This is a genomic window from Aeromonas sp. CA23, from assembly GCF_002587065.1.
Classification (GTDB): Bacteria; Pseudomonadota; Gammaproteobacteria; order Enterobacterales; family Aeromonadaceae; genus Aeromonas; species Aeromonas bestiarum.
The window spans coordinates 3,618,787-3,645,406 of record NZ_CP023818.1; the positions used below are offsets into that span (position 1 = coordinate 3,618,787).

Annotated in this window: 18 protein-coding genes; 9 read left to right on the plus strand and 9 right to left on the minus strand. The window is 60.6% G+C overall.

All coding sequences use genetic code 11. The annotated features are described in order from the left end of the window. The first annotated feature begins 30 nt into the window (after positions 1–30). Positions 31–3,201 (plus strand): ribonuclease E, encoded by a 3,171-nt coding sequence (rne, locus tag CK910_RS16865; RefSeq protein WP_098984068.1) that lies wholly within the window; start codon positions 31–33, stop codon positions 3,199–3,201. Between the two features lie 739 nt (positions 3,202–3,940). Here rne and CK910_RS16870 read toward each other — a convergent pair. The 4 genes from CK910_RS16870 to apbC all read right to left on the minus strand — a co-directional run bounded on the left by CK910_RS16870 (position 3,941) and on the right by apbC (position 8,328). Continuing rightward, positions 3,941–5,413: an inorganic phosphate transporter gene (locus CK910_RS16870; RefSeq protein ID WP_042866360.1), complete on the minus strand. Its 1,473-nt coding sequence runs from the start codon at positions 5,411–5,413 to the stop codon at positions 3,941–3,943. A gap of 433 nt (positions 5,414–5,846) precedes the next feature. Further along, positions 5,847–6,428 carry a dCTP deaminase gene (gene dcd / locus CK910_RS16875; RefSeq protein WP_043134827.1) on the minus strand — a complete coding sequence of 194 codons (582 nt, stop codon included), beginning with the start codon at positions 6,426–6,428 and terminating at the stop codon, positions 5,847–5,849. A gap of 63 nt (positions 6,429–6,491) precedes the next feature. Continuing rightward, the gene (gene udk, locus CK910_RS16880; RefSeq protein WP_042866357.1) at positions 6,492–7,136 is read right to left on the minus strand and encodes a uridine kinase; all 645 of its coding nucleotides are present in this window, start codon (positions 7,134–7,136) and stop codon (positions 6,492–6,494) included. Between the two features lie 109 nt (positions 7,137–7,245). After that, a complete protein-coding gene (apbC, locus tag CK910_RS16885; RefSeq protein WP_098984069.1) occupies positions 7,246–8,328 on the minus strand; it encodes an iron-sulfur cluster carrier protein ApbC in 1,083 nt (360 codons plus the stop codon). Positions 8,329–8,547: 219 nt separating this feature from the next. On the opposite strand from apbC, the gene metG reads away from it, so the two are divergent. Then, a complete protein-coding gene (gene metG / locus CK910_RS16890) occupies positions 8,548–10,581 on the plus strand; it encodes a methionine--tRNA ligase (protein ID WP_098984070.1) in 2,034 nt (677 codons plus the stop codon). A gap of 199 nt (positions 10,582–10,780) precedes the next feature. Continuing rightward, positions 10,781–11,416 (plus strand): glutathione S-transferase family protein, encoded by a 636-nt coding sequence (locus CK910_RS16895; protein ID WP_098984071.1) that lies wholly within the window; start codon positions 10,781–10,783, stop codon positions 11,414–11,416. Between the two features lie 69 nt (positions 11,417–11,485). On the opposite strand, the gene CK910_RS16900 is transcribed toward CK910_RS16895, so the two are convergent. After that, entirely contained in the window at positions 11,486–11,758 is a 273-nt protein-coding gene (locus tag CK910_RS16900) for an acylphosphatase (protein ID WP_043134832.1), read from the minus strand. Between the two features lie 85 nt (positions 11,759–11,843). Here CK910_RS16900 and CK910_RS16905 point away from each other — a divergent pair, with 85 nt between their 5' ends. After that, entirely contained in the window at positions 11,844–13,274 is a 1,431-nt protein-coding gene (locus CK910_RS16905) for a methyl-accepting chemotaxis protein (RefSeq protein WP_098984072.1), read from the plus strand. Positions 13,275–13,424: 150 nt separating this feature from the next. Here CK910_RS16905 and CK910_RS16910 read toward each other — a convergent pair whose 3' ends face one another. Continuing rightward, positions 13,425–14,939, minus strand: a complete 1,515-nt coding sequence (locus CK910_RS16910) for a flagellin N-terminal helical domain-containing protein (protein ID WP_098984073.1) — start codon at positions 14,937–14,939, stop codon at positions 13,425–13,427. Between the two features lie 348 nt (positions 14,940–15,287). Here CK910_RS16910 and CK910_RS16915 point away from each other — a divergent pair, with 348 nt between their 5' ends. Next, positions 15,288–16,478, plus strand: a complete 1,191-nt coding sequence (locus tag CK910_RS16915; RefSeq protein WP_043134834.1) for a class I SAM-dependent methyltransferase — start codon at positions 15,288–15,290, stop codon at positions 16,476–16,478. Positions 16,479–16,960: 482 nt separating this feature from the next. Here the strand turns inward: CK910_RS16915 and CK910_RS16920 are convergent, their stop codons facing one another. Then, positions 16,961–17,605, minus strand: coding sequence for a glutathione S-transferase family protein (locus tag CK910_RS16920; protein WP_098984075.1), 645 nt, complete (start codon positions 17,603–17,605; stop codon positions 16,961–16,963). A 265-nt stretch (positions 17,606–17,870) separates the two neighbouring features. Here CK910_RS16920 and CK910_RS16925 point away from each other — a divergent pair, with 265 nt between their 5' ends. The 4 genes from CK910_RS16925 to CK910_RS16940 all read left to right on the plus strand — a co-directional run bounded on the left by CK910_RS16925 (position 17,871) and on the right by CK910_RS16940 (position 22,313). Then, positions 17,871–19,055, plus strand: coding sequence for an acyltransferase family protein (locus tag CK910_RS16925; protein WP_098984076.1), 1,185 nt, complete (start codon positions 17,871–17,873; stop codon positions 19,053–19,055). 400 nt (positions 19,056–19,455) lie between these two features. Beyond that, positions 19,456–20,493 carry a selenide, water dikinase SelD gene (selD, locus tag CK910_RS16930; RefSeq protein ID WP_098984077.1) on the plus strand — a complete coding sequence of 346 codons (1,038 nt, stop codon included), beginning with the start codon at positions 19,456–19,458 and terminating at the stop codon, positions 20,491–20,493. A gap of 28 nt (positions 20,494–20,521) precedes the next feature. Then, positions 20,522–21,637: a tRNA 2-selenouridine(34) synthase MnmH gene (gene mnmH, locus CK910_RS16935; RefSeq protein ID WP_098984078.1), complete on the plus strand. Its 1,116-nt coding sequence runs from the start codon at positions 20,522–20,524 to the stop codon at positions 21,635–21,637. A gap of 31 nt (positions 21,638–21,668) precedes the next feature. Then, positions 21,669–22,313 carry an MBL fold metallo-hydrolase gene (locus CK910_RS16940; protein ID WP_098984079.1) on the plus strand — a complete coding sequence of 215 codons (645 nt, stop codon included), beginning with the start codon at positions 21,669–21,671 and terminating at the stop codon, positions 22,311–22,313. Here the strand turns inward: CK910_RS16940 and CK910_RS16945 are convergent. Next, complete coding sequence (locus CK910_RS16945) at positions 22,303–23,304, minus strand: response regulator (protein WP_043555675.1); 1,002 nt, start codon at positions 23,302–23,304, stop codon at positions 22,303–22,305. The genes CK910_RS16940 and CK910_RS16945 overlap by 11 nt on opposite strands. After that, on the minus strand, positions 23,301–26,471 hold the full coding sequence (locus CK910_RS16950; protein WP_172955347.1) for a hybrid sensor histidine kinase/response regulator: 3,171 nt from the start codon (positions 26,469–26,471) through the stop codon (positions 23,301–23,303). The genes CK910_RS16945 and CK910_RS16950 overlap by 4 nt, the downstream gene beginning before the upstream one ends. Positions 26,472–26,620: the final 149 nt, after the last annotated feature.

Below are 26,620 nucleotides of genomic sequence, written 5' to 3' on the forward strand. Positions count from 1 at the left end.
AAATCAAAATGACAAAATAACGAGAACTCAATGAAAAGAATGCTAATCAACGCGACTCAGGAAGAGGAGTTGCGCGTAGCGCTGGTTGACGGACAACAGCTCTACGATTTGGATATTGAAAGTCCGGGACACGAGCAGAAAAAAGCGAACATCTACAAGGGTAAAATCACCCGCGTAGAACCCAGTCTCGAAGCTGCTTTTGTCGACTATGGCGCCGAGCGTCACGGTTTCCTGCCATTGAAGGAGATCGCCCGCAATTACTTCCCCTCCGGTTACTCCTATCAGGGTCGTCCCAACATCAAAGAAGTGGTCCGCGAAGGCCAGGAAGTCATCGTCCAGATCGATAAGGAAGAGCGTGGCACCAAGGGTGCAGCCCTCACCACCTTTATCAGCCTGGCCGGCAGCTACCTGGTGCTGATGCCGAACAACCCCCGTGCCGGTGGTATCTCCCGCCGCATCGAGGGTGATGAACGGACAGAACTGAAAGAAGCCCTGAGCGGCCTGACAGTGCCGGACGGCATGGGTCTCATCGTGCGTACAGCCGGTGTGGGCAAATCCCCGGAAGAGCTGGAATGGGATCTCAACGTTCTGCTCAACCACTGGGACTCCATCCACAAGGCGTCACAGGACCGTACCGCTCCCGTGCTTATCCACCAGGAAAGCAACGTGATCGTGCGCGCCATTCGTGACTACCTGCGTCGCGATGTCGGTGAGATCCTGATCGACGACCCTGTCATCTTTGAACGTGCCCGTGCTCACATCGAGCTGGTTCGTCCCGATTTCCTCAACCGCGTGAAGCTGTACAAGGGCGAAGTTGCCCTGTTCAACCACTTCCAGATTGAGAGCCAAATCGAGTCGGCCTTCCAGCGCGAAGTGCGCCTGCCCTCCGGCGGCAGCATAGTCATAGACCCGACCGAAGCACTGACCTCCATCGATATCAACTCCTCCCGCGCCACCAAGGGCGGCGATATCGAAGAGACGGCGCTGCAAACCAACCTGGAAGCTGCCGACGAGATTGCCCGTCAATTGCGTCTGCGCGACCTGGGGGGGCTGATCGTCATCGACTTCATCGACATGACCCCGGTTCGCCATCAACGCGAAGTGGAAAACCGTCTGCGTGAAGCCGTGCATCAGGACCGCGCCCGCATCCAGCTGGGCCGGATCTCCCGTTTCGGTCTGCTGGAGATGTCCCGCCAGCGTCTGCGTCCCTCCCTCAACGAGTCAAGCAGCCACATCTGCCCCCGTTGCCAGGGTCAAGGGGTCATCCGTGACAACGAATCACTGGCCTTGTCCATCCTGCGCCTCATCGAAGAAGAGGCCATGAAGGACAACACCGAGCAGGTTCATGCTCAGGTGCCGGTCGATGTTGCCGCCTATCTGCTCAACGAGAAGCGCGCCTCCATCGCCAGTTTGGAACAGCGTAATGAAGTACGTCTGTACATCATTCCGAACCAGCATCTGGAGACCCCGCACTACGAAGTGACCCGCATTCGTCAGAACGAGATCCCGGAAGCGGCCAGCTACGAGCTGAAAACCGAGATTGCCAAGCCGGTCTACCAGCCGAAGCAGGCTCAGGTGATCGAACGCGAGCAACCGCTGCTGCAAGGCTTCGTCCAGGCTCCTCAACCGGCCGCCCCTGCTGCTCCTGCGCCCGTCGCGGCACAGCCACAGGTTGCCGCCGAAGCGGGTCTGTTTGGCAAGCTGTTCAAGGCCATCTCCGGCTTGTTCGGTTCCGACACCGCCCCTGCCGACGTGAAGGCTCCTGCCGAGAAACCGGCTGCGCCGCGGGAAGCGCGCAAGGATGAAGGTCATCGTCACCAGCGTGATGAAAACCGTGGCCGTGGCCAGCGTCCCCGTCGCGACGACAACCGCAGCAACCGCAACACGGCGGAAGCCGGCGAGAAGCGCGAAGGCGCGGCCAATCGCGAGGGTGGTGAGAACCGCAATCGTCGTCCGCGTAAAGAACGCGAACCGCGTCAAGAGCGTGAGCCCCGTCAGGAACGTGAAGCCCGCGGTGAAGTGCGCACTGAACAGCGCATGGAACGTGAGCCCCGCGAACCTCGTCAGGAACGCGAACCGCGCGCCCCGCGTCCGGCTCGTGAGCCCCGTGCACCGCGTGAGCCCCGTGCCGAGCTGGTCGTTGAAGCGGTAGAAACCGTTGAAACTGCCGTCGTCAGTGCCGAGCCCCAGCAGGAAAAAGAGCAGAAAGTCGCCGAGCGCCGCGAACGTCGTCAACTGCGCAAGCAGATCCGTGCCGATGTTCCGGCCAGCAACCCTGCTGCCCAGCCGACTGATGAGCCGGTTGCTGCCGTGGCCGATGCCGCTGACACAGTGGAACAGAGTGACGAACAGGCCGACGGCCAGCGTCGTTCCCGTCGTACGCCGCGCAGCCAGCGTATCGAAGGTCAACGTCGCAAGCGCATCAACGAAGATGCCCGCAGTCAGCGCGATGATGAAGAGCAGCAAGCAGACACCCCTATCCTGACCACGGCAGCCCAGGCTGATGCGGCTCAGGTGAAAGTGGAAGAGCCGGCAGTGCCCGTCATCACGATCCCGAGCGCCGAAGCCATTGCCGCCGCCGTACAAGCCTCTGCTGCACTGACCGAGCATGTGGTGGTGGAAGCCGTTGCCGAGGAAGCCCGTGAGCAAGCCGAAGCCGTGGCGATTGCCGCCCCCGTCGTGACCGAAGCCCAGGTTGAAGCTGCCCCTGTTGTGGCTGCCGAGCCGGTTGTCGCAGACGTGGTGGCCACAGCTGTGGTTGCCGAAGCGAGCGTCGTTGTCGCACCTGCTGACGACGTCGTTGCGACTGTGCCCCCTGTCATCGAGGCGGCTGCCGAGGTTGTTGCCCCCGTTGTCGTGGAAGCCGCACCTGCAGCTGAACCAGCGCCCCAGGTTGCTGAACCTGTTGCTGCCGTGGTCGCCGAGCCAGTCGCAGCCGTGGTTGTTGCCCAGGCAGAGCCGGTAGCACCCGCTGCCGTCGCTGCGCCCGTGGTCAACCAGGCCAAGAAAGGCGCCGGTCTGCTGGCCGGTGCCCGCAAGGCTTCTGCCCCGATGGCAACGCCGGCTGCGGCACCAGCCCTACCTGCGCAGGCACCTGTCGAGCAGGCACCGCTGGTGCGCAATGACGTGACAAGCTCTGGCCGTCATGGTGGCAGCACGGCTGCTGTCAACGTGGCAACCAGCCCGGCTGGTCGTCCTTGATTGCCAGCTAGCCTGATGGAAAAGAGCCACACACTGTGTGGCTCTTTTTTTATCTTCCGTTTGGGCTCGGGTGTGAACCGAGTCACTGACTCCCAGCCTTCCCCCATCGCTTTTCTCTTGTCGCACCAAGCACTCGGTCACACCAGAGCCACTCCTTCTCCTCGCACGTCCACCAATGCAAGAAGAGACTCGCCCTCTGTATGCCCCAATGAGCTGTAACGCCTGGTTACCTCTCTCTGTCACATCCAAGCCACTGACGACCCAAGCCAAGATCCCCCTGCCGCTAATGAGTCACCCTGTATGCCCGTCAGACTTGTTGTCCATGCCCTGTGACGGTATCCGTCAATGAATCGCACCCTGGCCTGGAGAGATATCCTGGCCACCCATCAGCTCGGCTTGCCCCAGGTGACAACGCTCCCGCGCGCAGCGCCAAGCACAGACAACAGAATGAGAGGTTGCGCCTTTTCGCCCTCTTGGGGCTCCCCGCTTCAATCCCTATCAAACACTGAGCAAGACCTTGTGTCTTGCAACGGATGGCACACAGCGCAGCATACATTGCAAGTTTGATGGCATATAAAGAGTCAACAGCATAAGAAACAAGTCATCGACTCTCTTCCTGCCCGTCTGCCCGGGCCAGATGATCTGTACTCTCCCAGCCAAAGAACGGGGCTGCGCGGGATCTGCGGACATGAAAAAAGGGCCCGTAGGCCCTTCGTCAATGTCTGAGGTTGCGCTGCTATCAGCCGCCAAACAGGTGGTGGCTGATGAGGAACAGGCCACCAGAGAGCAGCATGGTGAGCGGCAGGGTCAGCACCCAGGCCATCAGTATGGTCTTGATGGTCTGGCTCTGCAGGCCTGACTTGTTCGCCACCATGGTCCCCGCTACCGCAGAGGAGAGGATATGGGTGGTGGAGACGGGCATACCAGTCAAACTGGCAACACCGATGGAGGCAGCCGCCGTGATCTGGGCGGCGATGCCCTGACTGTACGTCATGCCGGTGGAACCAATCTTCTCACCGACCGTGTAGACGATGCGACGCCAGCCCACCATGGTACCGCAACCCAGCGCCAGTGCGATGGAGACGATAACCCAGGTCGGAGCATATTCGGCGGTCGCCGTCAGATCCTTGCGCCATTTAGCCAGATCGGTCAGCTCCTTGGCCGGCAACGGCAGCTTGGAGACCTTGCGCGCGGTATCGTCGATACACAGCAGCAGACGGCGTACTTCACGGCGGTCGGTCAGATCCAGCTCTTCATAGGTCCGTACCTGGCCGAGACGATTGTCCAGGGTTGCCATGGCTTGCAGTGCGCCATTCGCCGCACAATGGGTCATCAGCTCTTCCTGGGCCTGAGCAGGCACTTTGAAGTCCACCACATGAGCAACCTGCTCATGGTTGCGCTGATAGATCTCCATGATGCGCTGGTTGGCATCCTGGGTGCGATCCAGATCGTAGGAGCGGCTGTTCATGTCCAGAGCGAAATAGGCGGGTGCCATGCAGATCAGCACCAGCATCACCAGACCGATGCCCTTCTGGCCATCGTTGGAGCCGTGCACGAAGCTCACGCCCATGGCGGAAGCAACCAGAGTGAGGCGAGCCCAGAACGGCGGATGCTTCTTGCCGTCCACCAGCAGGCGCTCTTCCGGGGTCTTGTGGATCTTGCTGCCCAGCCAGACTCGCTTCATGGCAAACAGCAACAGGGCTGCCACGACAAAGCCGACGGTCGGGGAGATGATCAGGGAAAGCATGATGTCGATCGCTTTGGCGACGTTGATACCCTGAGTCAGCGGCTGATGGTTGAGCCAGGCATAGGCACCGCCCACCCCCAGGATGGAACCGATCAGCGTGTGAGAACTGGAGGCCGGAATGCCCAGGAACCAGGTCCCCAAATTCCAGACAATGGCGGAAAACAGCAGGGAGAACACCATGATCAACCCCTGGGTGGAATCCATGCCCAACAGCAAATCAATCGGCAGCAAGTGGACAATGGCATAGGCAACGCCCAGACCGCCGAACATGACGCCAAAAAAGTTGAAGATCCCGGATGCGACAACCGCCAGGTGAGCTGGCATCGCCTTGGTATAGATAACCGTTGCTACCGCGTTGGCGGTATCGTGAAAGCCATTGATGAATTCATAAGCCAACACAAAAAAAACGGCCAATACCAAACCGATTGACCATAACAAACCCAAACCACTAAACATTTCAAACATAAAAACGAACCTGTTTATGAGTTGCGGCGGATTATGCCAGAAGGCTGGTTGCGCCATACCCGTTGTTGAAATATTTCAGTAAGAAAAAAAAAGAGCTTTCTCTCAAAAAATAGCTTAGAGCCAGCAATCATGCGGCTTGTCCATGATTAATTAAACAGATCCAAGCTGACAAAAACAGTCTCCAAACGGGAACAATTCATCACGATATCGCCCGGCGGCACCGGATCTTGCTCGGCGTCACCGTCAGCTTTCGACCGACAGAATCGCGACATCTGTACAAAGGGCAAGCAAAAGCAAGCCACTCCCCTGCCCCATCACACCCGTCCCATCTTGCCTTGCCGCCCAAATCCGACGGCGAAGGGCGCCAGTGGCGCCCTCTTGTTTAACAGATTGCAACCGGATCCGCTGTCGACCGGATCACGCACCGCCGATCTCAATCCTGATTCATACGGCTGGCAACGGCGCCCTGCTGGCTCTTGTACTTGGCATTTTCCCGCTTGTTGTAGGGACGTGCAGCTGCCCCGGAGAGCATCTCGAAGTTCAGTGCGCCTATCTTCATCTTGGGACGCAGCGCCAACGGCAACTTGCCGCCGTTGTAGAACTCCAGCACGATGCGGCCGGACCAGCCCGGATCGATGCGGTGCGCGGTCACGTGCACCATCAAGCCGAGACGGGCCAGAGAGGAGCGACCATCCAGCCAGCCGACGATGTCGGCCGGCAGAGTAACGGATTCATAAGTCACCGCCAGTGCCAGTTGGCCCGGGTGCAGATAGAAGGCTTCCCCATCTGCGATGTGGATCTCGTCGCTCATCACCCGATCGATGGCGTCGGCCATCTCGCTGCTCGGGCCGCTCAAGTCGATATAGGGGGCCGTGTGATCGCGAAACACTCTAAACTCGTTGCCCAGCAGCACATCGACGCTGACGCCGCTGATCCGCTCAACACCGGGTCTTGGCTCAATGACGATCTTGCCTTCATCCAGATGACGTTCAATATCGGTATCACAAAGGCGCATTGGGCGACTCTCCTGACAAAATGTTCATTTAAAAAAGCCGGGCATCACCCGGCTTGTTTCATCTTAACCAATCAACATGTGGCGGATACGCGCCTTGAGCATGTCGATGGCGATGCGGTTCTTGCCACCGCGGGGCACTATTACGTCCGCGTACTGCTTGGAGGGCTCGATAAACTGCAGGAACATGGGACGTACCGTCTTCTGATACTGCTTGAGCACGGAATCCATGGTACGACCGCGCTCTTGCACGTCACGCACCAGACGGCGCAGCAGACAGATATCCAGCGGGGTATCCATGAAGATGGAGGCATCCATCAGATCCCGCAAGCGGCTGTCGGTCAGCAGCAGGATCCCTTCCAGAATGATCACCCGGCGCGGGGCGAAGGGGGTCACCTCGCTCATGCGGGTGTGCTCTGTGTAGGAGTACTGGGGAATGTTGACCGCGTCGCCTTTCACCAGCTGGCTCAGGTGCTGTACCAGCAGATCGTGATCCAGGGCATTGGGGTGGTCATAGTTGGTTTTGACCCGCTCTTCCATGGTCAGGTGGGTCTGATCACGGTAGTAGCAATCTTCGGTGATCACACCAATCTGACCCGCGCCCAGTTCGGCCACCAGCTCTTCATAAATGGTTTGGGCTATGAGGCTCTTGCCGGACGCGGATGCGCCAGCAATACCGATGATCACACACGAATGTTGAGTATCAGACATTGAAAATACCTAAAGAGAAGAGCAGTGGGGATTGTTTAAACCGATCCATTATATAAAAAAGGGTGAGCCATGCCCACCCTCAAATCCACCTCAACCACACGACAGCCGATTATTCATCCACCGCCATCGTATAAAGGGGGGTCGCAATCGGTTTACCGCTGAAATAGAGCTCGGCACCCACTCGACGAGCCAGTTTCATATAGGCCTGAGCCAGGCTTCCTTCCGGTGCGCCGAACACGGTCGGGCAGCCATCATCCATGTGCTGGCGGATATCGATGTGCAGCGGCAGCTGACCAAGCAGTGCCACATGATACTGCTCCGCCATCTTCTGACCGCCGCCGGTACCGAACAGGGGCTCGTGATGGCCGCAAGCGCTGCAGACGTGATAACTCATGTTTTCTATTATGCCGAGCACGGGCACATTGACCTTGTTGAACATGGCGACCCCCTTGCGAGCATCCGTCAGCGCCACGTCCTGCGGCGTGGTCACGATCACCGCCGCCGAGGTCGGCACCTGTTGGGCCAGGGTGAGCTGGATGTCACCCGTGCCTGGTGGCATGTCCACCACCAGATAATCCACTTCGCCCCAACGGGTCTCGTGCAGGATCTGGGCCAGCGCCTTGCTCGCCATGGGGCCGCGCCAGATGGTGGCATCCTGCTCGTCCACCAGATAACCGATGCTGTTGCTCTTGAGGCCGCAGGCCATCACAGGCTCCATCAGCTTGCCGTCATGGCTGACGGGGCGCTCCTTGACCGTGCCCATCATGGTCGGAATGGAGGGGCCATAGATGTCCGCATCCAGAATGGCGACTCGCGCGCCCTCCTTTTGCAGCGCCAGCGCCAGGTTGACGGCCGTGGTGGACTTGCCCACCCCGCCCTTGCCTGAGGCGACCACCAGGATGTTGCGAATGCCCTGCACCGCCGCCAGCCCTTGCGCTCGCGGCAGGCTGGCCACCTCTATGTCACATACCCAGTCGATGCGGGTAGCGCCGGTGGCGCTGCGCAACCGGGCATCAAAGTCCTGCTTGATCTGCTCAAACAGGGAACGCCCGGCAAAGGGCAACACCAGCCTGATGGTCAGGCTTTGCCCCTGCAGCGCTGCACTGCGCACAAACCCGGCCGCAACCAGATCCTTGCCCCACCCTGTCGGCTTAAATTCGGCCAGGATCTGTTTTACTGAATCAATCACCATTAACTCCTCATTATCTTGTCATTATCTTGAGGTGAACGGTTACCGCACACAAATCAGTGGCTTGCCTGCTTGCCAACCAGCGCGAGCACCAGGGCGGACAGCGCCACAACCCCCCCCCCCCCCCCCCCCCCCCCCCCCCCCCCCCTAGGCAGGCTACCCCCAATTCGGGTAACATGCACGGCACTGTATCATCCCAACAAGCACATCAAGAACGACTATATGGCAACTGATCCTCGTACAATGCTGGTAACCTGCGCCCTCCCCTATGCCAATGGCTCCATCCATCTTGGCCACATGCTGGAACATATCCAGGCCGATATCTGGGTTCGTTATCAGCGAATGCGCGGCCATCAGGTGCACTTCATCTGTGCCGACGACGCCCACGGCACCCCCATCATGCTCAAAGCACAGCAGCTGGGGATCACCCCGGAAGCGATGATCGCGGCCGTCTCCAAAGAGCACCAGACCGACTTCGCCGGCTTCAACATCAGCTTTGACAACTATCACTCCACCCACAGCGACGAGAACCGCGAGCTGGCGGAGCTGATCTACGGTCGTCTGAAAGCCGGTGACTTCATCAAGGGTCGCACCATCACTCAGCTGTTCGATCCGGAAAAATCCATGTTCCTGCCGGACCGCTTCGTCAAGGGCACCTGCCCCAAGTGCAAGTCTCCGGAGCAATACGGCGACAACTGCGACAGCTGCGGCGCCACCTACAGCCCGACCGAGCTTATCGATCCGAAATCCGCCGTCTCGGGCGCCACGCCTGTGATGAAGGATTCAGAGCACTTCTTCTTCGACCTGCCGCAGTTTGAAACCTGGCTGGCCGGCTGGGTGCGTGGTTCCGGCGCCATTCAGGAAGAGATGGCCAACAAGATGCAGGAGTGGTTCGAGAGCGGCCTGCAGCAGTGGGACATCACCCGCGACGCCCCCTACTTCGGTTTCGAGATCCCGGGCGCACCGGGCAAGTACTTCTACGTCTGGCTGGATGCCCCCATCGGCTACATGGCGTCGTTCAAGAACCTGTGCAACAAGCGCGGCGACATCGATTTCGACAGCTACTGGAAGAAAGACTCCACCGCCGAGCTCTATCACTTCATCGGCAAGGACATCGCCTACTTCCACTGCCTGTTCTGGCCATCCATGCTGGAAGGCGCGGGTTTCCGCAAGCCGACCAAGGTCAACGTGCACGGCTATGTGACCGTCAACGGCGCCAAGATGTCCAAGTCCAAGGGCACCTTCATCAAGGCCTCCACCTACCTGAACCACCTGGATCCTGAGTGCCTGCGCTACTACTACGCCGCCAAGCTCAACAGCCGCATCGACGATCTGGACCTGAACCTGGATGACTTCGTGGCTCGCGTCAACGCCGACGTGGTCAACAAGCTGGTCAACCTCGCCTCCCGCAACGCCGGCTTTATCGCCAAGCGGTTCGACGGCAAGCTGGCAGCGACCTGCGCCGAGCCCGAGCTCTATGCCGAATTCGCCAACGCCAGCGCCTCCATCAGCGATGCCTATGAAGCACGCGAGTTCAGCCGCGCCATCCGCGAGATCATGGCGCTGGCCGACAAGGCCAACCGCTACGTGGACGAGAAGGCGCCCTGGGTGCTGGCCAAGCAGGAAGGCGCAGACGCCGAGCTGCAGGCAGTCTGCTCTGTCGGCATCAACCTGTTCCGCGTACTGATGGCCTACCTCAAGCCGGTCATGCCGCTGCTGGCCGAGCGCGCCGAACTCTTCCTGGGTGAGACCCTCACCTGGGATGGCGTCGCCCTGCCATTGACCCACCATCAGCTGGCCCCGTTCAAGGCACTGTTCTCTCGCATCGAGCCCGCCAAGATTGAAGCCATGATAGAGGCCTCCAAGGAAGATCTGGCCAAGGAGCAGGCACCGAAAGTGACAGGCCCGCTGGCAGACGACCCCATCAGTGAAACCATCTCCTATGAGGATTTCGCCAAGCTGGACCTGCGGGTGGCGCTGATCAAGAAGGCCGAAGCCGTGCCGGAAGCGGACAAGCTGCTCAAGCTGCAACTGGATCTGGGCGGTGAAACCCGTCAGGTATTCGCCGGCATCAAGTCCGCCTACAACCCGGAAGATCTGGAAGGCAAGCTGACCGTGATGGTGGCCAACCTGGCGCCGCGCAAGATGCGCTTTGGCATGTCCGAAGGCATGGTGCTGGCCGCAGGCCCGGGCGGCAAGGATCTCTGGATCCTGGAGCCGCAGGAAGGCGCCCAGCCAGGTATGCGCGTCAAGTAAGCGCGCTGGCTGCAACCCCCATGAAAAGAGAGGCCATCCGGCCTCTCTTTTTTTATCCCCCTTTTCCCACGGCATGGCAGCTGCACCCCATCGTCAGCACTCCCATATGGGCTTGTTGCCACCGTGCAATTTGCCTAGACTGCCTGTTCACCTGTCGGGGTCGCACATGGGCCCACCCACCATCAGGCAAGGAGCAAGCATGATCACCTTATACGGAACCCCAGTCAGTCGAGCCCTGCGCATATCCTGGTTACTGGAAGAGTTGGGCGTGGCGTGGCAGTTTCAGTTTCTCGACTTCGCCAAGGGCGAGAATCGCAGCGACTGGTTTCTGGCGCTGAACCCGAGCGGCAAGATGCCGGTGCTCAAAGACGGGGATTTCGTGCTGACCGAATCCGCCGCCATCATGCAGTACCTGGCCGAAGTCTATGGCCCGGATTGGCTGCCAGCCAGAGGGACCCAGGCCTCTGCGCTGCACGCCCGGTGGGTCAGCTTCATCACCTGCGAGCTGGAGCAACCCCTGTGGACCATAGGCAAGCACAAGTTTGCCCTGCCGGAGCCCCAGCGCCTGCCAGCCATCTTCCCCACCGCCAAGTGGGAGTTCAACAAGGCGGCGGCCATCGCCGAGTCCTGGGTGCCCGAGCAGGGCTACCTGCTGGGGGCGCAGATCACCATAGCGGACCTGCTGCTGGCCCATACCCTGATGTGGGCCACCCGCTTCGAGCAGACCATTCCCCCCAAGCTGGCCGCCTATCGGGATCATCTGGCCAAACGCCCCGCCCTGCAGGCCGTGCTGGCCAAGACCCAGGCCATCGCCGACGCAGCCCAGGCCGGCTGACGCCAACATGCACAAACGGGAGCCCCGATGGCTCCCGTTTTTATGCGTGGCATGGCGGTTTCACTCCGCTCAATTGGTATGAAAGCCACTCCCTTTGGGCGGCAGCGCCTCTTCATACTCCATCCGGGTCACCTCAGCGGTGCGCGGCCCGTGTTCCAGCCAGCCCAGCATCATCTGCACCCCGTGCTCGGGCCCGCAGATCAGGATCTCCACCGATCCGTCCTCCAGATTGTAGGCGTGGCCGCGCAGTCCCAGTTGCAGCGCCCGCTCCCGGGTGAAGTAGCGAAATCCCACCCCTTGCACCTGACCCCAGACGCGCACGACAAACGATTGCTCTCCCATTTCTCACACCTTCCCCTTAAGAAATTTCCCCCCAAGGCGATAATGAGCGCGACACTCTCTTCCCCTTGCAGGACGCAATACCATTATGAAAGAAGTAAAGTTTCGGTGGGTTGACCGTTATCTCATTCACCTCACGATCAGCGAAAAATTTCTCATCACCTTCTGGTGCCCTCTGTTGTTCATCGCCTTGCTCACCGGGTACCTGCTGGCCGACGGTCATGATCAGCAGATGCAGGTTCGGCTGGATCAACTCAAGCAAAGGGTCGAGACCAGCGCCCAGCTGATTAGCCAGCACGCCAGCCTCACCCTGCCCGCCGATCTCATCCTCAGCCCGACCGGCAGTGCCGGCCTGAGCCAGCAGGGCGACCACTACCGTTTCAGCGCCAGCGCAGGCCAGGCCGGTTTCGTGACCGGCAGCCTGGATGCCGGTCGTTACTCCATGTGGGACGGCCAGGGCACCACCCTCACCATCATCGCCGTGCTGGCAGCCTTGCTGGCCCTCATCACCCACTACCTGATGACCTTTGTCTCCGGCGCCCTCTACTCCACCAACAAGGCACTGCAGACGGTGGCCGACGGGGATCTCACCTTCCGCCTCAATTTCTTCCCGGTGCGGGACGAGTTCTCCATCCTGGCGGGCAGCATAGACAGATTCACCGACCGCCAGCACAAGATAGTACAGCTAGTGGAAGAATCCGCCGAGGCGCTCACCATGGCCGCCGACGAATTTCGCGATCACGCCAGCGAAGGGGAAACCATGGCCCGCTCCCAGCGCCAGCACATGGACTCCCTGGCCGCCGCCATGGAGCAGATGTCCGCCGCCATTCGCGAGGTGGCCCGCAACGCCAACGACACCCTGCAGCAGACTCGCCAGTCCAGCGAAGAGGCGGCCAACGGCGCCGCCCGGGTATCACGCACCATAGCCGCCATCCGCACCCTGGCCGACGAGATAGGCAACGCCTCAGGCGCTGTGGAACGGCTGACCCACAACGCCAACCGCATCAACGAGGTGGTCAACGTCATCAACGCCATCTCCCAGCAGACCAACCTGCTGGCACTCAATGCCGCCATCGAGGCGGCCCGCGCCGGCGAGCAGGGTCGCGGCTTTGCGGTGGTGGCCGATGAGGTGCGCACCCTCGCCAGCCGCACCCAGCAAGCCACGGTGGAGATCCAGCAGATGATCGAAGAGCTGCAGGCCGGCACGGGTGCCCTCAATGACATCATGGAGAAGACAGTTGGCCGCGCAGCCAGCAGCCAGGCGCTGATCAGCGAAGTGGGGCTCGATATCGACAAGCTCAGCAACCACAGCGATGCCGTGCTGGAGATGAGCACCCAGATAGCCACCTCCAGCGAGGAGCAGAGCTCGGTCGCCGAGGAGATCACCCGCAACCTGGATCAGGTGCGCCACGAAGCGGGCCAGGTAGAGGGATCCGCCAGCGCCTCTGTGGCCGGCACCGCCGGCCTCAAGGCCACCGCCACCGAGCTGGCCCAGGCCTTGAAGGGGCTCAAGATCTGACATACTGTGGAATAACAACAGAGGCCATCCCATGGATGGCCTCTGTTGTTTCAGCATCAAGTCAATACTTCACAATGCCCTGCTATGGACACACGGCACTCGGCTGAACTGATTGCAGAGCGGCAGAGTCCATCCATGTCGACTTGATGGTCATGACTGCAGCAGGCTGAGTGCCATATTGGGCCGACTGTTGGCTTGGCTCAATATGGTCGAACTGGCCTGCTGCAAAATCTGGGTACGTACCAGACGAGCCGACTCACTTGCCATATCGGCATCCCGGATCCTTGAGCGGGCGGCACCGAGGTTCTCATTGGCATTGGCCAGATTGCGCACCCGTGAATCCAGCGCATTGGCCTGGGCGCCGAGTCGCGAACACTGAACACCCAGCTGTTTCATGCCCGCATCCAGCGTCTTGATGGCTCTGCTGGCGTTCTCATCATTCAAAACATCAATATTATCAACGGTATATTTCTTCTTGTCTGCTTGATAAAAACCCAGTGCATTCAAGCTAGATCCTTGCATATCGATATTGGAATACTTGTCACCTGATGAGTGCAGTTCCATCTGGCCAATATAGGTCGTGGGGGTGACATCGGGTAGCAGAGTGCTCAGAGAAGGATTGCTGATAATTGGAGGCGCCGGTGGTACTGGCTGCGGAGGTGGCGTTGTGCCATTTGCAAGCGCAAGGCTGCTGCCCTGAGAGCTATGCATGGTCAATGCATTACTGGCGGGATTGCTGTTGTTGGAGGCACTCACATAAAAGCCTAGACCTGCCGATTGCGCAGTATTGTTGATACGCCGAACCACCTCCCTCATCAAATCGCTGTTTTCGGGAGTAGGATTGACCGGATCCCAACCCGTCATATCAATGCCGGTAGTCAGATCCACAGAGTGACCCGCTACATCGATATAGGATGGCAGGGCGGATAAATCGACGGCGGAGGCGACTGAAAATGGCAGTTGTTGCGCTTTTACCGGCCCCTGATTATTGGGGAAAGTGGTGCCATTGATATCTGCCACGAATGCTTCCTGGGTGGAATAATCCTTGTCAAAGGTCACGCCGTTGAGAGTGACAGGCTGAGATGAAAGCTTGAGATCAGCAATGTCATACGCCCCCGGCTTGCTACCTGCCGGACTGCGCGCCTGCCACTCCATTTCGCCCAGGTTTTTGGTCTGGGCATTGATATCGGTAATGACGGTATTCTGTCCTGCATAAGCACCGACCGAGAAGATGCCTTTATAGCTCCCGGCCAGCAGATCCTGTCCGGCAAACCGGGTGCCTGTGGCAATCCGATCCATTTCCAACTGCAGTTGCTTGAATTCAGCATTCAAGGCCACGCGATCCTCTGCCGTGTTGGCACCACTTCCTGACTGCAGTGCCAGGGTGCGCATCCGCTGCATCAGGTTCACCGACTCATCGAGCGCACCATCGGCCACGTTGATCACCGAGATCCCATCATTGGCATTGCGAATAGCCGTATTGGTCCCGTTTACTTCACTGGTGAGGCGATTGCTGATCTGCAAGCCGGCCGCATCATCGGCCGCGCTGTTGATGCGCAATCCGGATGAGAGCCGCCGATATACCAAGTCCAGTGTGCTCGATGATTGACCAAGATGGCGAGAAGCGCTGAGGGCGGAAACATTGGTGGCAATGGAGAGGGACATGGACAGCTCGATAAGTGGAAAGATTCAAAATGGTCTCCCCCTCTATCGACATTACCAAATGACTCTTTAAAGAAAATCACACAAAGAAAAGATAAAAACACTAACTTGGTTATATTTTGTGCATTTAAAAACATACATTGAACATAAAACAAGCACAACCAACCAAAGCCAACAAAATAAGTCGTGTGAAACGCCAACATTGAGATTCTTCAAACCTTGCAGAACCGATGCCCGGCCGTTATTCAAGAGCAACTTGAGTACGTCCGTCATATACCAGCAAAGACTGGCTTAGCCGCCTTATTGCACATAGAATGTGGCCCCTTTTCTTTTTACCATCGGCAAACACCCATGAGCGTTTTCATCTATCTCGTCAAAGGCCGCGAAAAATCCCTGCTGCGCCGTCACCCCTGGATCTTCTCCAAGGGGATTGAGCGGGTTGAAGGCAACCCCGTTGACGGCGATACCGTCGAGATTTACGCCAACGATGGCAAATGGCTCGCCCGTGGTGCCTGGTCAGGCAGCTCCCAGATCCGTGCCCGGGTCTGGACCTTCGATAAAGAGGAGACAGTCGATCTCGACTTCTTCCTGCGTCGCCTCAAATATGCCCAGGAGTCCCGGGATCCGCTGATCAAGCGTCAGGGCCTCACCGGCTATCGCCTGTGCGCCGCCGAATCCGACGGCCTGCCGGGTCTGACCATAGACCGTTATGCCGATTTCCTGGTGTGCCAGATCCTCTCCGCCGGTGCCGAGTTCCAGCGCGAGCTGATCACCCAGGCGCTGCGTACCCTCTACCCCGAATGCAGCATCTATGAGCGCTCCGACGTGGCGGTACGCAAGAAGGAAGGGCTGAAAGAGCGTACCGGCGTCATCCATGGCGAGACCCCGACCGAGCCTGTGGTGATCGAAGAAAACGGCGTCAAGATCCTGGTGGACATCCGCAACGGCCACAAAACCGGCTTCTATCTGGATCAGCGTGACAACCGTCAGGCTGTCTCCAAGTACACCTCGGCTAAACGGGTGCTCAACTGCTTCAGCTACACAGGTGGCTTTGGCATCTATGCCCTCAAGGGTGGCGCCAAGGAAGTGGTCAACGTGGATCTCTCCCAGACTGCGCTGGACATCGCCCGCCAGAACGCCGAGCTGAACGGGCTGGATATCTCCAACACCCAGTTCATCCGTCACGACGTGTTCAAGCTGCTGCGCGAATACCGCGAGAAGGGTGAGAAGTTCGACGTCATAGTGCTGGATCCGCCCAAGTTTGCCGAGAGCAAGGCCCAGCTGCTGGGCGCCTGCCGCGGCTACAAGGACATCAACATGCTGGCGTTCCAGCTGCTGGCGCCGGGTGGCGTGCTCTTGACCTACTCCTGCTCCGGCCTGATGGAGCAGAGCCTGTTCCAGAAGATAGTGGCCGATGCGGCGCTGGACGCCGGTCGCGATGCCCAGATCCTGGAGCTCCTGTCCCAGGCTTCCGATCACCCGATCGGCACAGCCTATCCGGAAGGTTTCTACCTCAAGGGTCTGGTAGTGCGCGCCCGCTAAGAGCCGCCGACCAGAGTTGGCCGCCCCTTGACCCCGGTTCCAGACCCGGGCTTGGTCCGGCAAGCCAGTCATCAAAAGGCCCGCTATCGCTAGCGGGCCTTTTTGCGCTGTACTCCCAAGAGATAACGTCGCTCACTCCCTCTCCTCGGCTTGCCGCTGCCATCCCTCTAGCGTGCGTTTCCAGCCCTTTAACCAAGCCCTGTGCTCACAGCATCCACCCAGGGAATGGCACTCAGTCCACCTAGGGGCCGGCCCCCCCCCCCCTAGGGGAACCTGACCGATCTTTTATTTATGCGAAAATATGAAAATAAAATCATCAAGATTGGAAAATCCTCGGGGAAATATCGGTATAAATCGCATCGAAAATCACTCTGCTGCATAAATCAGTTTTCCCCCTCTCCTGCTCCCGGCCATTCCCCCATTTCGGCTGCACATCATCTCTGGGTCGGCAGCAGGCCTGTCGTTGGGCTCAAGCACCCGGCTCAGTCACGGGCCGGCGCCCCCAGCGGGAAATAATGCCGAAATGGCCGCGCCTCATCCACCACGCGCACCACAGAGGGCCGACTCAGCAGGCGGGCACGGTAGGCCCGCAGTCTGACGTGGGAGTGCGGTATCTCATGGGCCCAGTCGGCATAGAAGAGCGAGGGGGCGGCGGCGCAATCGGCCAGGCTGAAGCCATCGCCGGTGATCCAGTGACGCCCTTCGAGTCGCTGATCGAGCCAGGAGTAGATCTGGTCGAGCAGCTCACGGGCCTCCATCACGCCATAGCCGTCGCGCTCGGCCTGCGGGCGCAGCGCATCCAGCACCACTTTTTGCATCGGCGTCATGACGTAGTTGTCGAAGACGCGATCCAGCATGTGAACCTCCAGACCCGCATCACCAGCCGGGATCAGGCTGATGGGGCCCGGATGGTGCGCCTGCAGATGCGCGACTATGGTGCTGCTCTCGAGGATGCAGCGCCCGTCATCCAGCAGCACGGGGAAGCGCTTGAGCGGCCAGAGCGCGGCAAGCTCGGCGTTGGCCGCCGGATCTTCGAGATCCTGATAGTCAAACGGAGTGGCATTCTCGTAGAGGGCGATCAGCACCTTCTGGCTGTAGGATGAGAAGGGATGGGCATAGAGTTTCATCGGGCGTGCACCTTGCGATCAGATGGACGACATCCCTAGTCTAGATCCCCACGCCAGCCCCTGATCTTGCCCCCATACAGCTGGCTGTTTTTGCGTAAAAAACGCATATTTATGACGAAAATCACACCCGTATGACTCTCTTTTAGATAGGGTGATCCCGCCTGTGACCAGCATGAGTCCAGGCTGCTGGGGCATCAGGCTCGATGCCCCAGCACAACAACAAAATCGATGTCAGGCCAAGCTGAACATCGCAAGGGATCCCGATATGAATCAATCATTGCCGCTGTTGACGCCGCTGCGGGGCATAGCTGCCCTGATGGTGGTGCTGTTCCATGCCCGATTGCTGCTCTTTCCCCAGTGGATGGAGTCGATCGCCGGCCACACCCAACTCATCGAGAACGGCTACCTCTGGGTCGATCTCTTCTTTATTTTGAGCGGCCTGGTGCTGGCCCACGTCTACGGTGAGGCCTTCAGCCACACGCCCCGCACCCTGGGCTATGGCCGCTTCCTCTGGCTGCGGCTGACCCGCGTCTACCCTCTCTACTTTGTGACCCTGGTGCTGCTGGTGGGCTGGGAACTCTACAAGGCCCGCCATGGGGTGGGCTTCTATGCCGGCCCCCTGTTCAAGATGTGGGAGTGGGAGGGAATGCCTCCCTTCGGCTCCCCCTTCACCCCGGCCGAGGCCCTGCCAAGCGCCTTCCTGCTGCTGCAGGTGGTGACCGATCACGGATTGACCTGGAACTTCGCCGCCTGGTCCCTGAGCGTGGAGTGGATAAGCTACCTGCTGTTCCCGCTGCTTATTCCGCTCGCCGTGACCCGCAGTCGCTGGAGCCATCTCGCGCCCCTGCTGGCGCTGACGGTGCTGGCCTTTATCGTGCACAGCCGGGGCACCCTGGATGTCACCAGCGGCGCGCTGGCGGTGGGACGCGGGGTGAGTGAATTCGTGCTCGGCCTCTGGCTGCTGCCCAGGGTCAAGGCCGCGCGACACTTGCCCATGATGCAACGGGATCTGCCTCTCTTGGTCGCCTTTGTGCTGCCCTTCGCGCTGATGCAGTTCACCATGACGCCGCAACTGACCCTGCTGCTGATCAGTTCCTACGTGCTGCTGATCTGGATTGCGGCCTGCCAGGGGGATCGCCGGAGCCCGCTGCTGCGCCTGCTGGACAACCGCCTTACCAACTGGCTGGGGGATCTCTCCTACTCCGTCTACCTGCTGCACGCGCTGGTGCTGCTCACAGGTTGTGAGCTTCTCCACTATCTGGCGCCGGGGCTCACCGACTGGTGGTATGCCCAGACCCACCCGCTGCTGGGGGTAGTGGCGACCCTGCTGATGCTGGCGGTGCTGATCGGCCTCTCGGCCCTTAGCTACAACCTGCTGGAGCGACCGCTGCAACGGCGCCTGCGTCGCTGGGGCAAGGCTCGCCAGCCGGTGATGGAGCAAGCCGGGTAAGGTCCGCCACCCAAACATGGCCCCGAAGTGAGACAGGCTCGGCCTCATCGGGGCAACACCGGGGGATATGCCTCACCGCCAGCGTATGGCGAAGGCTGTCCCCTCTCTCATTTTTCCCGCCAATCCCCTGCGCTTTGTGTGAATTCCAGTTCGAACCAGAGAGGGCATTTGTGGCATAATGGCCCGTCCTGTGGCCCTTGGCGGGGCTGCTCTGGCGCACCATGTCGCCCCTCCTCCCCCGTCCGGCTTGGCGGCCTTCCCATGGCTGCCTGAAATCGTTGCCCCTGTTGGCACCGAGGCCACCCATTTTTTGCGGTATCTTGTCTGCCTGTCTACAAGGCGACGGATGACCGCCCATTGACCAAGACGGCTCCACAGAGCCTCTGCATAAGGGGTAAGTATGTCTTCCATTCGTCTGACCCAATACAGCCACGGCGCTGGCTGCGGCTGCAAAATTTCTCCCAAGGTGCTCGACACCATTCTCAAGAGCCAGATCCCGGGCTTTGACGACCCGACCCTGGTGGTCGGCAACAGCAGCAAGGATGACGCGGCCGTGGTCGATATCGGCAACGGTCAGGGTATCGTCTCCACCACCGACTTCTTCATGCCCATCGTCGATGACCCCTTCACCTTCGGTCGCATCGCCGCCACCAACGCCATCAGCGACATCTACGCCATGGGCGGCAAGCCCATCGTCGCCATCGCCATCCTCGGCTGGCCCATCAATACGCTCGCTCCCGAGATTGCGCAGCAGGTGATCGACGGCGGCCGTCAGGTGTGCCATGAAGCGGGCATCTCGCTCGCCGGCGGCCACAGCATAGACGCCCCCGAGCCCATCTTCGGCCTCGCGGTGACCGGCATAGTGCCGCTCGATGCCATCAAGCAGAACGACACCGCCCAGGTGGGCGACATCCTCTATCTGACCAAGCCCCTTGGCATCGGCATACTCACCACGGCCCAGAAGAAGGGCAAGCTCAAGCCAGAGCACGAACAGCTGGCCCCCAACGCCATGTGCACCCTCAACAAGATTGGCCAGCGCTTTGCCGAACTGCCGGGCGTACACGCCATGACGGATGTGACCGGATTTGGTCTGGCGGGTCACCTGCTGGAGATGTGCGAAGGATCAGGGGTGTGCGCCACCCTCGATTTCAAGGCGCTGCCGCTGCTCGACGAGGTGGATTACTACCTGAGCGAGGGCTGCGTACCGGGCGGTACCCTGCGCAATTTCGACTCCTATGGCCACAAGCTCGATGCCATGGACGATCGTACCCGCAACATCATGTGCGACCCGCAGACCAGCGGCGGCCTGCTGGTAGCCGTCGGTAAAGAAAGTGAAGCCGAGCTCCTTGCCATCGCGACGCAAGCGGGGCTGACCCTCTCCCCCGTCGGCCAGCTGAAGGCGCGTACCGGTGATCAGTTTATCGAGGTTGTCCAATGAGTCAGCGGCTGCTTGCGGAGGCCATGCTATGAGCCAACTGCCACTGGCCACGGATCTGGCCCGGATTTTTCTGGACGATGTCCCGCTCATCGACTTGCGTGCGCCCATCGAGTTCAAGGAGGGGGCCTTCCCCTGCTCGACCAATCTGCCCTTGATGACAGACGATGAGCGCGCCCAGGTCGGTACCTGCTTCAAGAAGCAGGGTCAGGCGGCCGCCATCGAACTGGGTCACAAGCTGGTGGGGGGCGCCGTGCGGGCCGAACGCCTCGAAGGCTGGCTGGCGCAGTTGCGCCAGCAGCCCGACACCCTGCTCTACTGCTTTCGCGGCGGCCTGCGCTCGCAAACCGTACAACTGTGGCTGCATGAGGCCGGGGTCACTCGTCCCCGCGTCGCCGGTGGCTACAAGGAGCTGCGCCGCTTCCTCATCGACACCCAGGACAAGGCCTCTGCCGAGTGCAACTGGACCGTGCTGACCGGCATGACAGGCTCCGGCAAGACCCATATGCTGGGCCATGTGACCCAGGCGCTCGACCTGGAAGGCCATGCCCGCCACAGGGGCTCCTCCTTTGGCCAGCTGCCCGGCGGCCAGCCCGGCAACATCAACTTTGAAAACAACATGGCCATCGAGCTGCTCAAGCGCCGCCACAAGGGCGAACAGGCCTTCGTGGTAGAGGACGAGAGCCGGCTCATCGGTCGCTGCTGCCTGCCGAACACCCTGTTCGATGCCATGTGCGAGGCCCCGCTGGTGGTGGTGGATGTGCCGCAGAGCGAGCGGGCCGAACAGATCCGCCAGGACTATGTGCACGATCTCTGGCTGCGTTATCAGGCCATGTTCGGCGCAGAAGCGGGCTGGCCGCTGTTTGCCGCCTACCTGACCGATGCGCTGGCCCGCCTCAAGCGCCGCCTCGGGGATCAGGCCCACCGCGAGCTGGATGCGCTGATGCAGACGGCCCTCACCGAGCAGGCCAGCAGTGGCGCGACCGAGCTGCATCTGGCCTGGATCTCCCTGCTGCTGACCCGCTACTACGACCCCATGTATCTCTATCAGCTTGGCAACAAGCGTGAGCGCATCGTGTTCCGGGGTGACAAGCAGGCCTGTCTCGACTATTTCGCCGAGCAGCACGCCAGAGCGCAACAGGGCTGACCCCGTCGCCTTTCCAACAAGAGGACCCCATATGTTGAAATTCGAGGTGATCCCGGTCACCCAGTTCGCCCAGAACTGCTCCCTCATCTGGTGTGACGAGACCAACCAGGCGGCGCTGATCGATCCGGGTGGCGAAGCGGACAAACTGCTGGCCGCCATCGCCAAGCGCGGACTGACCCTGACCCATATCCTGCTGACCCACGGTCATCTGGATCACGTGGGGGCTGCGGCCGAGCTGCGGGAAAAGACCGGCGTGACCATCACGGGGCCCCACAAGGAGGACGCCTTCTGGCTCGACATGCTGCCCCAGCAGAGCCAGATGTTCGGCTTTGCCCATACCCCCGCCTTCGCCCCCGACCAGTGGCTCGCCCAGGGTGACAAAGTGCAGGTGGGTCAATGCGAGCTGGATGTGTACTTCTGCCCGGGCCACACTCCTGGCCACGTCATCCTGCTCAGCCAAAGCGAGCGGCTCGCCTGGGTGGGTGATGTGCTGTTTGCCGGCAGCATAGGCCGCACTGACTTCCCGCGCGGCGATCACGCCACCTTGATTAGGTCGATCACCGAGACCCTGCTGCCGCTGGGGGATGAGATCGTTTTCATTCCGGGCCACGGCCCCAGCTCCACCTTCGGCCGCGAGAAGGCAAGCAATCCCTACCTGACGCAACCTATCTGGTAATCCCCCGCTCCTCGCGGGTGTCCCACTGGGCCTTGAGGCGCAAGATCTCCGGCATGATCTCGAGAAAACATGCGAACAGCCGGGGATCAAAGTGCTGGCCAGCACCGTCACGCATAGTGGCCAGCACCTGCTCCAGAGGCCAGGGATCCTTGTAAGGGCGACGCACGCTCAGGGCGTCAAACACATCGGCGATGGCTACGATCCGCGACGCCTCGGGGATCCCTTCGCCGGTTTCTCCTGCGGGGTAACCCGAGCCGTCCCACTTCTCGTGGTGATGCAGGGCAATCTCCGCCGCCATGCGGAAGATGAGCCCGTCGGAGCGCTTCAAGATTTCGTAACCGATGCGCGGATGGGTGCGCATGATGGCCCACTCCTCTTCGGTGAGGGGGCCGGGCTTCTTGAGGATGTAGTCGGGGATCCCTATCTTGCCCATGTCGTGCATGGGGGCCGCCAGCTCCAGCAGCTCCGACTGCTCCGAACTCCAGCCCGCCGCGTCGGCCAGGGCTCGGGCATAGGCGGCCATGCGCCAGATATGTACCCCGGTATCGGTGTCGTTGTAGTGACCCGCCTCGCTCAGCATCACGATGGCGGTGCGGTAGCTGCGCTCGAGCTGATCGAGGCGTACCAGAGAGAGGTGGTTGCGCACCCGGGCGCGCACCGTGCTTGGGCAAACCGGCTTGTAAATGTAATCCACCCCACCCGCCTCGAACCCTTGGCTCTCGCTGTCTGCGTTGTCGCTCGCCGTGATGAACAGCACCGGGATCCCGGCGTGGGCCGGATCGGCCTTGAGCCGGCGACACACCTCGTAGCCATCCATGTCAGGCATGCGCACGTCAAGCAGGATCAGGGCCGGCTCGTGGCGCTCCACGGCGGCCAGCCCCTCCTCGCCTCCCTTGGCGAAAAAGAGGCTGTACTCCTCCTTGAGGATTTGCCGTAGCAGCCCGAGGTTGCTCGGCTCGTCGTCGATGATCAACACGCGCGGTCGATTCATGATCCAGGTGCCTCCCGATTTTCCAGATACCCCTCCAGCTTGCAGGTCGCGAGCTGGATGTCGAACAGCTCCAGGGCCGCACTGATCTCGCTCACCAGCTCAGAAGGCAAGTAACTCTTGGCCTGGCCCAGCGCCGGTTCAATCAGTTCCAGATCCTCGCTCACAAGGGCCTCACGCAGAGCGTGCAGACACACCTCCTGCGCCTCACCCTGAGCCAACGGGGAGTTGACAGCCCCCGGCTCGCGCCTGGCATAGATGTCGATGGCCTGTTGCGCCCGTTCCAGCGCCTCAAGGAAGGGAGCCATGAGCTGGCTGGTGTCCCCCCCCTGCTCGATGGCCTCATTCAGTTCTGCACTGATGCGCGCCACATCGGTGAGCGACAGGCTGCCCGCCACCCCCTTGAGCTTGTGCGTCAGGCTCGCGGCGGCATCAGTCTCGTGCTGGGCTATGTAGTCCGGCAGCACGGTACCGACCGTCATGTAGTCATCGCGGAATCGGCGCAGGTATTTGAGATAGACGGAGGCCTCGCCCCAGTTGCGAAGTCCGGTATCGATATCAATGCCGGCCACCGGCTCCAAGGCAGACGGCACGTCGCTGATCGTTAGCGGCACCACACTGTCGGGCAGGTAACGCAGCAGGGTCGCGATGAGCTGTTCCACGTCGAGCGGCTTGGCGATGAAATCGTTCATGCCGCAGGCCAGCGCCGCCTCGCGTTGATCCTTGAACACCCCGGCGGTGAGTGCCAGCACGGGCGTCTCCTTGCGTCCCTGCAGCTGGCGCAGGCGACGGGTCGCCTCGTAACCATCCATCACCGGCATCTGTACGTCCATGAGCACCAGATCGATACGCTGCGCCGGGTCGGCAAGACAGGCCAGAGCCCGCTCCCCGTCGATGGCGGTGATCACCTCGGCCCCCTCCCGCTGCAGCAAGCGGGTTGCCACCTCCAGGTTGATGTCGCTGTCATCGACCAGCAGTATATGAACGCCAGGCAGGCGCAGACGGCGCTGACCGCTCTTTAGCAGATCCACATGCTCGCGCTTCTCGTGGATGAGGCGCGCCACCGCGTTGTAGAGGCTGGAACCTGTGACCGGCTTGTGCAGCACCAGATCGACCTGCTCCGAGCCGGGGCTGCGCATCAACTCTTCCTGGGAATAGGCCGTCGCCATGATGATGATGGGCGAGCGCTCCTGCAGCTCGAAGGCACGGCGAATGGCCACGCAGGTCTCGAGCCCGTCCATGCCCGGCATGATCCAGTCGAGCAGGATCACGTCGAAACGCTCCCCCTGACGCAGCAGATGGTGCAAGGCCTGCTCGCCTGACTCCACCACCCGTGACTGCCAGCCGAGGGAGCCCACCGTCATCGACAGGGTATCGCGGGTCACCTGATTGTCGTCGGCGATAAGCAGCGAGACGTGCTGCAGCCGCTCGTGGAAGGCCTCGGGCTGCTCGACCTGTTCCAGCCGGATGCGGAACCAGAACTCGCTCCCCTTGCCCAGTTCGCTGGTGACGCCGATGTCGCCCCCCATCAGGCTCACCAGACGGCGACTGATGGTCAGGCCAAGCCCGGTTCCCCCAAAACGGCGGCTGGTGGAGGAGTCGGCCTGGGAGAAGGCATTGAATATGTTTGCCTGCTGCTCGGGCGGAATGCCGATCCCGGTGTCGCGCACCCGAAACAGCAAGGTGGCCATGCCATCTTGCTCGGCTTCCAGCTCGACCTTGACCTCCACCTCCCCGCGCTCGGTGAACTTGATGGCGTTGCCGGTCAAGTTGAGCAATACCTGCTCGAGGCGCAGGGCGTCTCCGACCAGATGGGCGGCCTGCTCGGGGGCACTGCTCACTACCAGCTCGAGGTGCTTGTTGCCAACGCAGGTGGACATGATGGCCGCCACATGATCGAGCACCTCTTCCAGGCTGAATGGCACCTGCTCAAGCTCGAGCCGGCCCGATTCAATCTTGGAGAAATCGAGGATGTCGTTGATGATCCCGAGCAGAGCCTGCCCAGCCTGATGGATCTTGCGCACCAGGGCGCGCTGGCCATCGTCGAGCCCCCCTTGTTCGAGCAGGTAGGCCAACCCCATGATGGCGTTCATGGGAGTACGGATCTCGTGGCTCATGTTGGCGATGAAATCCCCTTTGACCCGCGCGAGCCTGGCCGCCTCCTGCTGCGCCAGCTGCTCCCGATGCCGGCTGAGCACCAGCGAGGCCACTCCGGCACCGAACAGCAACAGCAAGATGGCGCAGGTGGCCGAGATGATCCCCCAGATGTGAGTACGAATGGCCAGCAGCTCGCTGCGTGGCACCATGGAGGCAGTCTTCCAGACCAGCTGATCGTGATTCAGTGCCGGGTACAGAGTGGTCCAGCTCCACAGGCCGTCGGCTAGCTCAACCTGGCCGCTCGAAGCACCCAAGAATGCCTGCCAGGCCTGGGGAGAAAACTGCTTCAAGGTGAGGTCCGGACGCTCGAGCATGAAGCCCCACTCTTGTGCCGGATCCGGGCTACGCAGCCAATAGCCATCCTGATTGAGCAGCATGGTGTGATCGGCGGCTTTGCCACTGCTGTTGGCGAATACCTTGAGCATACGGCCGGCCTGTACGTTGATAAGCAGCAAGCCCAGATCGCGATCCCCCAGGCGCAGGCGCTTGGCGATACGGATCATGGGATTGAAGGGGCGATCAATCACCCCCTGCTCGACGTTGAGATCGAGCGGCGAGACGTAGATCCGCTCCCAGGGCAGCGCCATGGCATCGCGGAAATAGTAACGATCCTTTTTGTTTTGCAGCTGGTCGTCAGCCACACGCTGCAGATGCTGGCCCTGACGATTGAAGCGCACCAGCTCCATGCCATCCGGCGCCAACCAACGCACCTGGGCATAGTCGGGATTGCGGTTCATCAGAACGGTGAACTGGGCGGCAATGTTGTCACGCTCGTCGCGACCCGCCGCCTCGAGCAGGATGGGCTCTTCAGACATGCTACGCACATGGCGCAGCGGCACCGCCAGCTCGTCGTCGAGACGACCGCTGGCGAGCGTCAGGAAGGTGCTCTCATCGCTACGTACACGGTAGAGCTCGCGCTCGATCAGTGCGTCACCCAGCAGATACCCACCCACCAAAACCAGCACCAGAATGGGTGAGAACAGCAGGAAATATCCCCGTATGATTCCCTTCATCACGGTCAACATTACCCCGTATGTGGACTTGTTCGAATACTTTATATATGCCAGAGCACCACAACTGGTGTCCTGCTGTCAATCATGCCTACAAGTAAAGACTAACAGTACTATTTGAGTATTTTATTTTTATCGGGAAAAAACGCCGT